Annotated in this window: 11 protein-coding genes; 6 read left to right on the forward strand and 5 right to left on the reverse strand. The window is 62.4% G+C overall.

Going from position 1 to position 13,622, the window contains the following annotated elements; genetic code table 11:
• Positions 1 to 6 precede the first annotated feature (6 nt).
• Both LUU92_RS15285 and LUU92_RS15290 read right to left on the reverse strand, forming a co-directional pair.
• Entirely contained in the window at positions 7 to 1,410 is a 1,404-nt protein-coding gene (locus LUU92_RS15285; RefSeq protein ID WP_093121173.1) for an MFS transporter, read from the reverse strand.
• A 143-nt stretch (positions 1,411 to 1,553) separates the two neighbouring features.
• Entirely contained in the window at positions 1,554 to 2,084 is a 531-nt protein-coding gene (locus LUU92_RS15290; protein WP_222539606.1) for a GNAT family N-acetyltransferase, read from the reverse strand.
• Positions 2,085 to 2,237: 153 nt separating this feature from the next.
• Here LUU92_RS15290 and proP point away from each other — a divergent pair, with 153 nt between their 5' ends.
• The 3 genes from proP to LUU92_RS15305 all read left to right on the forward strand — a co-directional run bounded on the left by proP (position 2,238) and on the right by LUU92_RS15305 (position 6,970).
• Positions 2,238 to 3,740 carry a glycine betaine/L-proline transporter ProP gene (proP, locus tag LUU92_RS15295; protein WP_058424053.1) on the forward strand — a complete coding sequence of 501 codons (1,503 nt, stop codon included), beginning with the start codon at positions 2,238 to 2,240 and terminating at the stop codon, positions 3,738 to 3,740.
• A 55-nt stretch (positions 3,741 to 3,795) separates the two neighbouring features.
• Positions 3,796 to 4,302, forward strand: a complete 507-nt coding sequence (locus LUU92_RS15300; RefSeq protein ID WP_071487893.1) for a GAF domain-containing protein — start codon at positions 3,796 to 3,798, stop codon at positions 4,300 to 4,302.
• Between the two features lie 73 nt (positions 4,303 to 4,375).
• Entirely contained in the window at positions 4,376 to 6,970 is a 2,595-nt protein-coding gene (locus LUU92_RS15305) for a bifunctional diguanylate cyclase/phosphodiesterase (protein WP_257102222.1), read from the forward strand.
• Here the strand turns inward: LUU92_RS15305 and LUU92_RS15310 are convergent.
• Complete coding sequence (locus LUU92_RS15310; protein WP_222541711.1) at positions 6,927 to 7,748, reverse strand: AraC family transcriptional regulator; 822 nt, start codon at positions 7,746 to 7,748, stop codon at positions 6,927 to 6,929. The genes LUU92_RS15305 and LUU92_RS15310 overlap by 44 nt on opposite strands.
• Before the next feature lie 98 nt (positions 7,749 to 7,846).
• Here LUU92_RS15310 and LUU92_RS15315 point away from each other — a divergent pair, with 98 nt between their 5' ends.
• The 3 genes from LUU92_RS15315 (at position 7,847) to LUU92_RS15325 (ending at position 11,571) form a co-directional block, all read left to right on the forward strand.
• Positions 7,847 to 9,058: an MFS transporter gene (locus LUU92_RS15315; protein WP_071487896.1), complete on the forward strand. Its 1,212-nt coding sequence runs from the start codon at positions 7,847 to 7,849 to the stop codon at positions 9,056 to 9,058.
• A 120-nt stretch (positions 9,059 to 9,178) separates the two neighbouring features.
• Complete coding sequence (locus LUU92_RS15320) at positions 9,179 to 10,303, forward strand: sensor histidine kinase (protein WP_257102223.1); 1,125 nt, start codon at positions 9,179 to 9,181, stop codon at positions 10,301 to 10,303.
• A 92-nt stretch (positions 10,304 to 10,395) separates the two neighbouring features.
• Positions 10,396 to 11,571: a GGDEF domain-containing protein gene (locus tag LUU92_RS15325; RefSeq protein ID WP_071487898.1), complete on the forward strand. Its 1,176-nt coding sequence runs from the start codon at positions 10,396 to 10,398 to the stop codon at positions 11,569 to 11,571.
• Here LUU92_RS15325 and iolG read toward each other — a convergent pair.
• Both iolG and LUU92_RS15335 read right to left on the reverse strand, forming a co-directional pair.
• Positions 11,553 to 12,563, reverse strand: coding sequence for an inositol 2-dehydrogenase (gene iolG, locus LUU92_RS15330; protein WP_257102224.1), 1,011 nt, complete (start codon positions 12,561 to 12,563; stop codon positions 11,553 to 11,555). The two genes, LUU92_RS15325 and iolG, sit on opposite strands and share 19 nt — an antisense overlap.
• A 33-nt stretch (positions 12,564 to 12,596) precedes the next feature.
• On the reverse strand, positions 12,597 to 13,622 hold the full coding sequence (locus tag LUU92_RS15335; protein ID WP_071487900.1) for a LacI family DNA-binding transcriptional regulator: 1,026 nt from the start codon (positions 13,620 to 13,622) through the stop codon (positions 12,597 to 12,599).

Raw genomic sequence — 13,622 nt, forward strand, 5'->3', positions numbered from 1 at the left:
GGAGCCTTACAGGTCAGTGATTTCCTTGTGGCGCGGCACCAACGTCTTCATCACGCTCCAGGCCACCAGGTAGGCCAGCGCACAGATCGCGAACATGATCATGTAGCCGGTATGGATGTCGTTGATGGACTTGTAGTAGTCGAACACCCAGCCGCCGATCTTGGTCATGACCACGCCGCCCAGGCCGCCGGCCATGCCGCCGATACCGACCACCGAGGCCACGGTTTTCTGCGGGAACATGTCCGAGACGGTGGTGAAGATGTTGCACGACCACGCCTGGTGCGCCGAGGCGCCCACACCGATCAGCAGTACCGGCACCCAGAAGCTGATATAGCCCAACGGCTGGGCCAGCAACACCACCAGCGGGAACAGTGCGATCACCAGCATGGCTTTCATGCGCCCGTCGTACGGTGCATCGCCGCGCGCCATGAAGTAGCTGGGGAACCAGCCGCCACCAATGCTGCCGACCATGGTCATGCTGTACAGCACCGCCAGCGGCATGACGATATCGGCGCCTTTCATGCCGTACTGCGCCGACAGGTAGGTGGGCAGCCAGAACAGGAAGAACCACCACACGCCATCGGTCATGAACTTGCCGAAGGCAAAGGCCCAGGTCTGGCGATAGGTGAGCAACTTGAACCACGAGACTTTTTTCTCCACGGCGCCGGCCGGTGACGGGGTGAACGGCTGCACGGTCTGGTCACTGCGGATATAGGCCAGTTCTGCGGCCGACAGGCGTTTTTGCTCCTCCGGCTTGCGGTAGAGCGCGATCCACACCGCGACCCACACGAAGCCGAGCCCGCCGATGACGATAAACGCCGCTTCCCAGCCCCACAGACCGGCAATCAATGGCACGCAGATCGGCGCCAGGATCGCGCCCACGTTGGCGCCGGAGTTGAAGATACCGGTGGCCAGCGAGCGTTCTTTCTTGGGGAAATATTCGGCGGTGGCCTTGATCGCGATCGGGAAGTTGCCCGCCTCGCCAATCGCCAGTACCGCACGGGACAACATGAAGCCGGCAATCGACACCGGGATCACCGCCAGGCCGATCGCGCCGCTGATGACCGCGATACCCTCGCCCATCGGCACCGAGAAGGCATGCATGATCGCGCCCGTGGACCAGATGCCAATCGCCACCACATAGGCCGCCTTGGTGCCGATCTTGTCGACGAAGCGCCCGGCGAACAGCATGGAGATCGCGTAGACAAACTGGAACACCGCCGCGATGTTCGCGTAGTCGGTGTTGCTCCAGCCAAATTGCGTGGACAACTGCGGTGCCAACAGGCTGAGCACCTGGCGGTCGAGGTAGTTGACGGTAGTCGCGAAGAACAGCATCGCGCAGATGGTCCAGCGATAGTTGCCTACCGCTTGGCCAACGCGGTGAGCGTGGATGGGCTCGTTCAAGTTCATGGCATCACTTTTTATTTTTGTTAGGTAGGACATATGTAACGTCATATGTCGTCGTACAACTGCGACTTTTATATCGGGCCGCCTACCGGCTGTCAATCCGAAAGATTGCCGTTTATCGAGGTTCTACGTGGGTCTGTAAAAGGTCAGGCAAATACAGTTGTAGGATGACAAATACGCATGACCAGGCTGGGCGCTTTGCCCGGTACATCGTCGAGCACACCAAAAGGCTGCATGCCGATCTTTTCCAGCACCCGGATCGAGGCCCCATGATCCGGTCGCACCAGCCCGAACACCTCGGGCAACCCCAGGCTGTCGAATGCCAGTGCCAACGCGTCGCGCCCCAACTCGGTGGCATAGCCCTGCCCCCAGGCCTCCACCGCAAAACGGTAACCCAGGTTGATGCGCCGCTCGGTCAGGTAGTTGAGCGGCGCGATACCGCCGAAGCCGATGATGTGGTCCGGCGTCTCGCGCCGTGCAATTGCCCACCAGCCGTACCCTTGGGTCGCCCACTGTTCACGCCAGTGATCCAGCAGGCGCTGCGCCGCCGCCAGGCTGGCCATGGGGCCCGATGGGTTGAACAGGTTGGTCTGCGGGTCGCCGAAGATCGCGAACAATCGCTGCAGGTCGCCCGGCTGCGGCTGGCGGTAGACAAGGCGGGAATGGGCGGCTGGCATTCGCATAACTCGTGTGTGGGCGGACAAAGTTCAATCCATCTGCAAAAAAACGCAAATAGTGGTGAATTATTTCATGTCCGCTTGTATCTGAAGTGACAGAGCGGTGCCATCGCAGTGATGGCGCCTCCCCTGTTCTGCTTTAGAGTGCCCCGCATGAAATTACGTAAGAAAAGCGTCAAGCCCATCGGATTGAAAGACATCACCATCGTCGACGACACCAAGGTGCGCAAGGCGATCACCGCCGCCGCCCTGGGTAACGCCATGGAATGGTTCGACTTTGGCGTCTATGGGTTTGTTGCCTATGTGCTCGGCAAGGTGTTCTTCCCCGATGCCTCGCCCAGCGTACAAATGATCGCAGCACTGGGCACCTTCTCCGTGCCGTTCCTGATCCGTCCCCTGGGTGGCCTGTTCTTCGGTGCACTGGGGGATAAATACGGGCGGCAAAAGGTCCTGGCCGCGACCATCGTGATCATGTCCCTGAGCACCTTCGCCATCGGCCTGATCCCCTCCTACGCCTCGATTGGCATCTGGGCGCCGATCCTGCTGTTGCTGTGCAAAATGGCCCAGGGGTTTTCGGTGGGTGGCGAATACACCGGTGCGTCGATCTTCGTCGCGGAGTATGCGCCGGACCGCAAGCGCGGCTTCCTCGGCAGCTGGCTGGACTTCGGTTCCATCGCCGGCTTCGTGCTGGGCGCCGGTGTGGTGGTGCTGATTTCCAGCATCCTGGGCGAAGCCGACTTCGAGTCATGGGGCTGGCGCCTGCCGTTCTTCCTTGCCCTGCCCCTGGGCATCATCGGCCTGTACCTGCGTCACGCCCTGGAGGAAACCCCGGCGTTCCAGCAGCACATGGACAAAATGGAACAGGGCGACCGTGAAGGCTTGACCCACGGCCCCAAAGTCTCGTTCAAGGAGGTCGCGACCAAGCACTGGCGCAGCCTGCTGACCTGCATCGGTATCGTCGCGGCCACCAACGTGACGTACTACATGCTGCTCACCTACATGCCGAGCTACCTGTCCCATAACCTGCACTACAAAGAAAACAGCGGCGTGCTGATCATCATCGCGATCATGGTCGGCATGCTGTTCGTGCAGCCGTTCATCGGTTTTGTCAGCGACAAGATCGGCCGCAAGCCGTTCATCATCGCTGGCAGTATCGGTCTGCTGTTCCTGTCCATTCCGGCGTTTATGCTGATCACCAGCGGCAAGATCGGCCTGATTTTCGCCGGCCTGCTGATCCTCGCGGTGATCCTCAACTTCTTCATCGGCGTAATGGCCTCCACACTCCCCGCGATGTTCCCCACTCACTTGCGCTACAGTGCATTGGCCAGTGCGTTCAATGTCTCGGTATTGATCGCCGGTGTCACGCCGACCGCCGTGGCCTGGCTGGTGGAAAGCACCGACAACCTGTACATGCCCGCCTACTACCTGATGGTGTTTGCGGTGGTCGGCCTGGTCACTGGCCTGACCATGAAGGAAACCGCCAACAAGCCATTGCGTGGCGCAGCGCCGGCGGCGTCGGACATGGAAGAAGCCAAGGAGTTGTTGCAGGAACATCACGACAACATCGAGCAAAAGATCGAAGATATCGACGCGCAGATTGCCGAATTGGAAGCCAAGCGCCAGACCCTGGTGCAGCAACATCCGCGTATCAACTGAAGCCTGACCCTGCATGGCGGCCCCACCCGCCGCCATGTTTCTGGAGAGTTCAACCATGGTTCCAAGCGTCACCGCACCACAGTCGTTGCTCAGCGCAGATGAACGCGCCGCCATTGCCGAAATAGAAGCCACCACCAGCATCCTGCAACTGGTTACCCGCCTGACCGGCATGCGCTTCGCCGGCATCGCCAAATTCACCGACCTGGAATGGGTGGTCTGCTCCGTGCATGACACCGTCGACATGGGCATTCATGTCGATGACGTGCTTGAGCTGGAAACAACATTGTGCAGCGAGTTCTGTATCAACCCACAGACCCTGTTCATCCCGCAGATCAGCCAGAGCGGTCGCTTCGCCGCACGTCCGGTGGTCAAGCAATTCGCCATCGAGAGCTATGCCGGTGCACCGATCTTCCTGCCCGACGGCCGTCTGTTCGGCGCGCTGTGTGCACTGGATTCGCGGGCAATGTTGTTCGAAGATCCCAACCTGCCGGAAACCCTCAGCCTGTTTGCTCGGCTGATCGGCTGCATTTTTTTCGCCAACCTGACGACCAGCGATACCTGAGCGTTCAGTTTTCCAGCAGCGCCGCCGATAACCAGGGATACCCCTGACTTGCAGCGCTGCCCTGCGGGAAACAATGCCGAACACTCTCGTCCCGATCACCCGAACGTTCTCCAACCGCACCAGCCTGTCGCTGACACGGACCTCACTGTTCAATTTCACGGCCCTGTTGGTCCTGGTATTTGCAGCAGCAGCCTCCTCGCTGATCTACCTGGCCCATGAACTGGACCACGCCGAGCAAGAGGAAAACGCGTTTTACACGCGTAAAGCCGTGCAGTCCCTGGAAAAATCGCTGCGGGTGACCGTCAAGGACTACGCCTTCTGGAGCGACGCTTACAAGCACTTGCACCTCAAGGTGGACACCGACTGGGCCTACGGTCGCGGCAACGTCGGCGCCACACTGTTCCAGGATTTCGGCTTCCAGGGGCTGTTTGTGGTCAACGACGCCAACCGCACGGTGTACGCCGTAGTCGAAGGCGAGCTGCAACCCATTGACCTCAGCGACTGGCTCGCCCAGCCCATCACGCAGGTGCTGGAACAGGCTCGTGCCGGAGCCGAACAGGAAACGCCGGTCACCGCCTTCATCAACGTGCGCGGCAGCCCGGCACTCGTGGCCGCAGCCGCCATCACGCCCGGCACCGACCCCACGGTGAAGGTGGATGGGCGCCCCGCGTCGGTACTGGTGTTTATCGACATTCTCGACAGCGCCCACCTGGCCCTGATCGGCAATGATTTCGGGGTGAATCAACTGCATATCGCCAGCACCGATGAGGTCGGCAATACCTTGCTGGTCCCCCTGGGCGAAAACGGTGCTGCCGGCAGCCTGCATTGGCAGCCGGCGCGCCCAGGTGTGCGGTTGATGGGTGTTGGCTTGCCGCTGCTGGGCCTGGCCGCATTGCTGGTATGCCTGATGACCTGGGTGATCCTGCGTCGCGCCAGTGCCGCTGCCCTCGCCCTGGATGCCAGCCATGCGTCGCTGCTAGACAGCCAGAATGCCCTGACTACCAGTGAAGCGCGCTTTCGCGATGTGGTGGAAGCCAGCTCCGATTGGGTCTGGGAAATCGACGCCGGCTGGCGTTTCACGTACTTGTCGGAGCGCTTCGAGAACGTAACCGGCCTGGCCCGTCATACCTGGATCGGCGCCGCCATCAACGAGCTCCTGGACACGGAAGCCGGCGCGCTTTCGCAATGGCTGAACACGCCCAGCCGTACCGCGGACCTCAGCGTGCAATGCCGCTACGTCGACGCCCACGGCCAGGAACGCACCACACGGCTTGCGGCAAGGCAAATGCCCTGTGGCGGTTTCCGCGGAACCGCCACCGACGTGACCGAGGAAGTCGAAGCACGGCGGCGCATTGAATTCCTGTCTCAGCACGACGCGCTCACCGGGCTGGCCAACCGAACGCGCCTGCAAGCGTTCCTCGACGACAAGCTCAAGACACTGCCTGCGTCGGGGCAGCCTTTGGTCATGCTCAGCCTGGACCTGGACCGCTTCAAGCCGGTCAACGACCTGCTCGGGCACGCCGCAGGCGACCACGTGCTCAACGAAGTGTCGACCCGCCTGGCCGATTGCGTGCGCCACGGCGACCTGGTGGCCCGGGTGGGTGGCGATGAGTTTGTGATGATCCTCACGAATGCGGGTACCCAGGACGATGTCGAGTCCTTGTGCCTGCGCTTGATCGAGTCCGTTGAACAGGCGGTCAGGATCGGTGAGCAGGAAGTGTTCGTCAGCGCGAGTATCGGCATCGTGCTGGCCCCCGACGATGCCAGCGAAGCCGCCGAACTGCTGCGTTATGCCGATATCGCGCTATACGAAGCCAAGGCTGCTGGCCGCAACACCTGGCGGTTTTACTCAGGGGAGATGAATGCACGGATCATCGAGCGTCGCCGCCTGGAAAGCGACCTGCGTTTTGCAATCAAGCACAATGAACTGCGCCTGCACTTCCAACCACGCTATCGCATTGCCGATGGGCGGATGGTCGGCGCCGAAGCGCTGGTGCGCTGGCAGCACCCACAGCGCGGGCTGATTCCACCCGACACCTTCATACCGATTGCCGAAGAGTCCGGGCTGATCCTGTCGCTGAGCGACTGGGTACTGCAAACTGCCTGCGCCTGCGCCGCCCAGTGGCCCGAAGCACTGTTTGTGTCGGTGAACCTGTCGTCCACGGAGTTCAAGCGTGGCGACCTGGTAGAGCGCATTCGCAACGCCCTCACGACCTCGGGGATCGATCCGGCGCGAGTGGAACTGGAAATCACCGAAAGCGTGATGCTCGAAGACGCGGCGGGCGCACTGGCGGTAATGCACACCCTCAAACGCCTGGGCATACGTATTGCCATGGATGACTTCGGCACCGGGTATTCCTCGTTGAGCTACCTGCGGGCCTTCCCCTTCGACGGGTTGAAGATCGACCGCAGCTTCCTCAGCCGCCTGGAAGACAGTGAGGATGACAAGGCGATCATCCAGGCCATCGTCGGCCTGGGGCGTGCCCTGGCATTGACGGTGACCGCCGAGGGTATCGAGACCTCCGGGCACCTGGAGATGCTCCGGGCGGTGTCCTGCGACGAAGGCCAGGGCTACTACCTCAGTCGGCCGCTGGATATCGACACGTTCAACGGGCTGCTCGGCACTAGCGGAAAAACTGACTCGGCGTCTTGCCAAACTGTTTCCTGAACATGCTGGTGAACGCACTCGGGCTGTCATAACCCAGCTCCATGGCGATATCGATCACCTTCTCGCCCACTGCAATGCGCTCCAGCGCCAGCAGCAAACGTGCCTGCTGGCGCCATTGGCCGAAGGTCATGCCGGTTTCCTTGCGAAACAGGCGCTGGATGGTTTTCTGGTCCAGGTGCAGGCGCTCGCTCCAGTCCGCCACGGTGGAGGCATCGCCCGGCTCTTCCTGCAACGCCAGGCAGATGCGCTGCAGGCGCGGGTCGGCGGGCTGCGGCAAGGACAGCGGCAACGCCGGCAGGATCGCCAGTTCATCGAGGATCAGGTGCATGATCCGCGCATCCCGCGAGTCTTCGGCGTACGGCGGCTTCAGGCTCACAGACGCCTTGATCAGCTCGCTCAGCAACGGCGAGATACTCACGGTTTTCGGCTCGCCGGGCATGTTCGGGAAGCGATCCGGGCGCACAAACACGCTGCGCATTTTCAGGGTGCCCACGCAACGCAGTGAATGCACGTGCCCGGCGGGCATCCAGATGCCACGGTTGGGCGGCACGGTCCACTGGTTCAGCGCCGAGTACACCACCATCACGCCTTCGATGGCGTAGAGCAGTTGATGCTTCTCGTGGCTGTGGTCGGGGATCACCCAGTTTTCCGGGTAATCGGTGGCGGAACTGATGACAGCCCAGGCGCCTTCGTTGATTTCCTGGAGAAATTCGTTCAGAGGTTTGATCATTTCGCCCTTTTTGCGACAGTTGCCGCCCCAATTGCGCGAGACAGGCATTACTGACAAATCTAGCATGAACGCCGAATCATTTTGTAATGGATGGCGACCTTAAGAAGTTGCCGCCTCTGATTAGCTGCCTTGTATGGAATGCCTGCATGTCGACCCTTACCGCGTCACCCGCCGCTGCAACCACTGCACCCCAGGCCAGCCCGTTGGTCATGCGCATCCTCGGTGCCTGCGCCCTGGCCCACTTGATCAATGACCTGATCCAGGCTGTGCTGCCATCGATCTACCCGATGCTCAAGGCCAACTACGGCCTGACATTTACCCAGGTCGGGCTGATCACTCTCACCTTCCAGTTGACCGCCTCCCTGCTGCAACCCTGGATCGGCTATCACACCGACCGCCACCCCAAACCCTGGCTGCTGCCGGCGGGCATGGTGTGCACCCTGGTCGGCATCCTGATGCTGGCGTTTGTCGGCAGCTTCCCGGCGATCCTGCTGGCGGCGGGCCTGGTGGGCGTGGGCTCGTCGACCTTCCACCCGGAAACCTCCCGCGTCGCGCGCCTGGCCTCCGGCGGGCGCTACGGCCTGGCGCAGTCGACCTTCCAGGTCGGCGGCAACACCGGCAGCGCCTTGGGCCCTCTGCTCGCAGCGGCGATCATCATCCCCTACGGCCAGGGCCATATCGCCTGGTTCGGGCTGTTTGCGGTGTTTGCCATCCTGGTGCTGTATGGCTTGAGCCGCTGGTACCGTCACCACCTCAACCTGTTCAAGCTCAAGCAAGGCGGCAAAGCCACCCATGGCCTGTCCAAAGGCCGCGTGACCTTTGCCCTGGTGGTGCTGGCCGTACTGGTGTTCTCCAAGTACTGGTACATGACCAGCCTGACCAGCTACTTCACCTTCTACCTGATCGAGAAATTCCAGCTGTCGGTCGCAAGCTCGCAGATGTATTTGTTCCTGTTCCTCGGCGCCGTGGCCGTCGGCACCTTCGCCGGCGGGCCGATCGGCGACAAGATCGGCCGCAAGAAAGTCATCTGGTTCTCGATCCTCGGCGCGGCACCGTTCACCCTGGCCCTGCCCTACGTCGACCTGTTCTGGACGGCGGTACTCAGCGTGGTGATCGGGTTCATCATCGCATCGGCCTTCTCGGCCATCGTGGTGTATGCCCAGGAACTGGTGCCCGGCAATGTGGGCATGATCGCCGGGATCTTCTTCGGCCTGATGTTCGGCTTCAGCGGGATTGGCGCGGCGCTGCTCGGTTTGCTGGCGGACACCCACGGCATCGAGTATGTCTACAAACTGTGCTCGTTCCTGCCGCTGGTGGGCATCCTGACCCTGTTGCTGCCCTCGACCAAAGGCGCCTGACCACGCCCGTTACCCGCTTGGCGCAGGCAAGCACGCCTGCGCCAGGCCAATCCGTGCTTAAATCCTTGTTTGGCAGCTTCCCGTGGGTTTCTGCTCGCCGCCTCCACAAGGACTCCCCACATGCGCCTGCCCGACTTCATTCTTGCGAACCTCGAACCGATCCTGCAGGCCTGGGAAGACTTTGCCGATACGCTCAAGACTCCCGGCGCCGACCTTGATCGTGTTGGCCTGCGTGACCACGCCGAGCAGATGTTGCGCGCCATCGTGCTTGACCTGCGTACCACCCAGACCGTCCAGGAGCAAATCGCCAAGGCCCAGGGCATGGCCCCGCAGAGTGAAGACGAAACCCCGGCTGAAACCCATGCGATGACCCGGCTGATGGCCGGCTTCTCCATCGACCAGATGGTCTCCGAATACCGCGCGTTGCGCACCAGCGTGCTCAGCCAGTGGCTCAACCAGGTCAAGCACGGCACGACGCTGGAAATCGACGACATGAACCGCTTTCATGAAGCCATCGACCAGGCATTGGCGGAGTCCATCGCCAGTTACTCGCGCGCGGTCGAAGCCTCACGCAATGTGTTCCTGGGCATACTTGGCCATGACCTGCGCACGCCCCTGGGCGCGATTCTGCTGGGGGCCGATATGCTCAGATGCTCGCCCACCCTGGACAAGCGCGGCACCCGCGTGGCCACGCAGATCTACACCAGTGTCCGACGCGCCAGCCAGATCGTCGGCGACCTGCTGGATTTGACGCGCAGCCAGATGGGCCCGGGCATCCCGGTCAAGCGCACACCCATCGACCTGGCACCGCTGTGCGAACGTATCGTTGAAGAAATACGCGCCTTTCACCCGCACGCCGACATCCTGTTCGAAGCCCAAAGCCCGGCCACGGGTGCGTTCGATGGCCCGCGCATGGAGCAGGTGTTTTCCAACATCATCAGCAACGCCGTGCAACACGGCGCTGTGCAGTCGCCGATCACGGTGCGATTGTCGGCTGCGGCAGAAACGGTGCTCTTTACCGTGCACAACCACGGCAATCCGATTCCGGCCGAAGTGCTGCCGTTTATCTTCAATCCCATGGGGCGCTTTTCCCAACGTTCGGCAACCGAGCCCAGCCCGGCGGAAGGCTTGGGGCTTGGCTTGTTTATCGCCTCGGAAATCGTGACGGCCCATCACGGCGAGATCCAGGTTGAGTCAGATCCGGCATCCGGCACAGTATTCCGCGTGACGGTCCCGGTACGGTGACAGGCACACGTTGATAGCCGTTCGCCAGTAAGGCTCCGAAAAGGCCGCGCGAACGCTTACAATCGCGGTTTTCAACGCAAACCTGGCAGCACATGACGCTCGACCCTCCTACCATTTTGGCACTCACTGTTGCCCTGGCAGCCGCTGCCGCCCTGTATCTGGCCGTTGAATGGCGCAGTGTGCGCGAACCTTCGCTGCTGTGCTGGAGCGCCGGTTTCGCGACGATCACCGTCGGCTCCACCCTCGCCCTGCTGCGGCTCAATGGCTTGCTGATGATCGGCATCTGGTTCGCCAACGGCCTGCTGGTGACCGCGCACTTCCTGTTTTTACTGGGTGTGGCGCGGTTCACCCAAACGCGGCTGTCGCCCGTGTGGTTGCTGATGCTGCTGGTCTGGCTGGGCATGCTGATGTTGCCGGCCGATCCATCATGGTCCAAAGCCATGCTGGCGGTGCAGTCCCTGTTGGTGGCGCTGCCGACCCTGCGCGCCAGCTTCTTGCTGCGCCCCCACGGCAAGTCCCTGAGCATCGGCGCGGTGCAGTTGCGTTATGTGCTGCTGATCCATGGCGCGTTCTATGTGGCCAAGGCCTTGTCGGTGCTGATACCCGGCACCTTGATCGACCTCGCCGCCTTCAAGGGCGAGATCATCCAGATCTCCCTGGTGGAAGGCGCCATGGCGATCATGCTCATCGCACTGTCGATGACCGGCTCCGAACGCTATCGCCGCGAGCAGCAGATCGCCCGCCTCGCCGCGCGCGACCCGCTCACCGCCCTCTACAACCGCCGTGCCCTCGACCTGCGCGCACCACGCCTGCTCGCCCAGGTATCCCCCGCACAACCGGGCGCCCTGCTGCTGATCGACATCGACAACTTCAAATCGGTCAACGACCTCCACGGCCACAGCGCCGGCGACCGCCTGCTGATCGCCCTCAGCGAGATGATCCGCAGCGTGGTGCCCCGAGGCGCACTGGCCGCCCGCCTGGGCGGGGATGAATTCGTGATCCTGCTGAACCCGGCGTCCACCGAACAGATTGTCGAACTGGGCAGCAGCCTGCGCGACCAGTTCCAGCAACTGTCCGCACAGAGCTTCACCACACCTGCCCCGGTGACCCTGAGCATCGGCGCGAACCTGTTCGACCAGCCGCCGCCGAGTTTGACGGCACTGATCGAGCAAGGCGATACCACGCTGTATGAAACCAAGCGCGGTGGGCGCGATAGCATTCGCCTCGTCGACCGCACGGGCGCCAGCCCCTATGGCGCAAGGTCGTAACTCACCGTCACACTACTCCCAGTCCTCACCGACTCCAACGCACACTCCGCCAAATGCAACGCATACAACCCGTCCCGCACGCCGGTGGGCAATGCTGTGCCGTTGTTCAACGCGTCGATGAACTGCATCAACTCATTGCGATACGCATCCGCATAGCGCTCCAGGAAAAAGTGCTGCAACGGCTCAAGCGCCTCGGTGTGCTCGGCACTCCAGTGGCGCAAGGTGCTGGGGCGGTGGTTGTCGGTGAGCAGCACGCCGGTGACGCCGGAGACTTCGACGCGCTGGTCGTAGCCATACATCGCCTGGCGGCAGCAATTGATATGGCATTGCTTGCCGGAGGCGGTGCGCAGCAGCACCATCACGCTGTCGTAGTCGTCGATCTCGGCCAGAGTGGGGTCGACCAGGCGGCTGGCGATGGCGCTGACCTCCACCGGTTCTTCGCCGAGCAGGTGGCGGGCGGTGTCGAAGTCGTGGATGGTCATGTCGCGCAGGATGCCACCGGAGTGGGCCAGGTAGTCACGCGGGGCCAGGCCGGGGTCGCGGCTGGTGATGATGACTTGGCGCACCGCGCCGATCTGCCCGGCGTCGAGGGCTGCGCGCAGGCGCAGCATGTCTGGGTCGAAGCGCCGGTTGAAGCCGAGCATCACGCGGCCGCCCTGGCGCTCCACGGCTTGGGCGGCGCTACGGGCCTTGACGATATCGAGGTCGATGGGTTTTTCGCAAAGCACCGCCTTGCCTGCGGCGACCGCCGCCAGCAACAGGTCGATATGGGTGTCGGTGGGCGTACCGATCACCACGGCGTCGATGTCATTACGCGTAAGCACCGCGGCGCAATCGTAGGCCGCCTCACACCCCAGTTGGGTACTCAAGGCATCGACCCCTTCGCGCCAGGGGTCGGCCACCAGCACCAGCGTGGCATTGGGATGGGTGGCGACATTGGCGGCGTGGATCCTGGCGATGCGCCCGGCACCCAGGACGGCGATTCTCAGCATGGTCGAACTCCTGATGTTGTTATTGAGGGAGATTCAGTCCGGCAGGTTGAACGGCGTGACGATCTGCACCTGGGACGGTGCAATCGGCCCGGCCTTCCATAGCCGGTGGTAGTGCAGGATGTGCAGGAACACGTGGCGGGCATCGATCTGCAGGTTGTGATCGATGATCGCCGCGACCTTTTCTTCGCGCAGCAATTGGCGGTTTTCTTCGTCAAGGTCGTGACCGATAAACACCTCCAGTGGCCGATCCAGGGCCGCGAACGCGTCGACAATCGCGCGGTTGCCGCCGCCGACGCTGTACACCGCCTTGAGCTCGGGATGCTGTTGCAGCGCCTGGGTCACCCGCTCGAAGGTGCGGTCGTACACCCCAAAGCCGCCGCTCACGTCCAGCACTCGCAGGTGCGCGGCACGCCCACGCAGCCAGGCACGAAAGCCCATCTCGCGCTCTTCTTCGCCACGGAACAGTTCGCTGCCAATCACCACCGCCACGTCCTGGGGCTGCGTCGGCAGCCAGCGCGACATCAGGTAGGCAGCGGTCTGGCCGGCGGTGCGGTTGTCCATGCCGACATAGCCGATGCGCTCGCTTTGCGGCAAATCCGTAACCAGGGTCACCACCGGAATCCCCGCCGCGATCAGTTCCTTGACCGCCAGGTTCACCGCCGGCTCATCGGCGGCCTTGAGCACCACGCCCTGGCTGCCGGTATCCAGGCAGCGCAGCAGTTGGTCGTGCATGGCCTGGGGTTCGATCTCTTCGAACAGGTGAAAGCGCGGGGCAATGCGGAACGGCGCCAGGCTGCCCAGTTGTGCGGTAATCGCCGTCTGCACCGCGCTACTGAAGCGCTTGGGCGTGTGCATGATCACGTCGACGTGGAACGTGCGCCCTACCGCCAGGCCGTTTTTTTCCTGGGACTCCAACTCCTCCAGCGCCTGCTCGATACGCCGCCGGGTCTGGGCATGCACGCTGCCACGCTGATGCAGGACGCGGTCGACCGTAGCTTTGCTGACGCCGGCCTGCGTCGCCAGTTGCTTGATGGAGAAGTGTTTGGCGCGTTCGAGCAT

This window comes from Pseudomonas extremorientalis (assembly GCF_024584605.1).
In the GTDB taxonomy this organism is placed as follows: domain Bacteria; phylum Pseudomonadota; class Gammaproteobacteria; order Pseudomonadales; family Pseudomonadaceae; genus Aquipseudomonas; species Aquipseudomonas extremorientalis.

Excerpts from the sequence above, each read along its gene's own strand:
- LUU92_RS15285 (WP_093121173.1), bottom strand. The coding sequence starts at position 1,410 with ATGAACTTGAACGAGCCCATCCACGCTCACCGCGTTGGCCAAGCGGTA.
- LUU92_RS15290 (WP_222539606.1), bottom strand. The coding sequence starts at position 2,084 with ATGCCAGCCGCCCATTCCCGCCTTGTCTACCGCCAGCCGCAGCCGGGC.
- proP (WP_058424053.1), top strand. The coding sequence starts at position 2,238 with ATGAAATTACGTAAGAAAAGCGTCAAGCCCATCGGATTGAAAGACATC.
- LUU92_RS15300 (WP_071487893.1), top strand. The coding sequence starts at position 3,796 with ATGGTTCCAAGCGTCACCGCACCACAGTCGTTGCTCAGCGCAGATGAA.
- LUU92_RS15305 (WP_257102222.1), top strand. The coding sequence starts at position 4,376 with ATGCCGAACACTCTCGTCCCGATCACCCGAACGTTCTCCAACCGCACC.
- LUU92_RS15310 (WP_222541711.1), bottom strand. The coding sequence starts at position 7,748 with ATGCCTGTCTCGCGCAATTGGGGCGGCAACTGTCGCAAAAAGGGCGAA.
- LUU92_RS15315 (WP_071487896.1), top strand. The coding sequence starts at position 7,847 with ATGTCGACCCTTACCGCGTCACCCGCCGCTGCAACCACTGCACCCCAG.
- LUU92_RS15320 (WP_257102223.1), top strand. The coding sequence starts at position 9,179 with ATGCGCCTGCCCGACTTCATTCTTGCGAACCTCGAACCGATCCTGCAG.
- LUU92_RS15325 (WP_071487898.1), top strand. The coding sequence starts at position 10,396 with ATGACGCTCGACCCTCCTACCATTTTGGCACTCACTGTTGCCCTGGCA.
- iolG (WP_257102224.1), bottom strand. The coding sequence starts at position 12,563 with ATGCTGAGAATCGCCGTCCTGGGTGCCGGGCGCATCGCCAGGATCCAC.
- LUU92_RS15335 (WP_071487900.1), bottom strand. The coding sequence starts at position 13,622 with ATGCTCGAACGCGCCAAACACTTCTCCATCAAGCAACTGGCGACGCAG.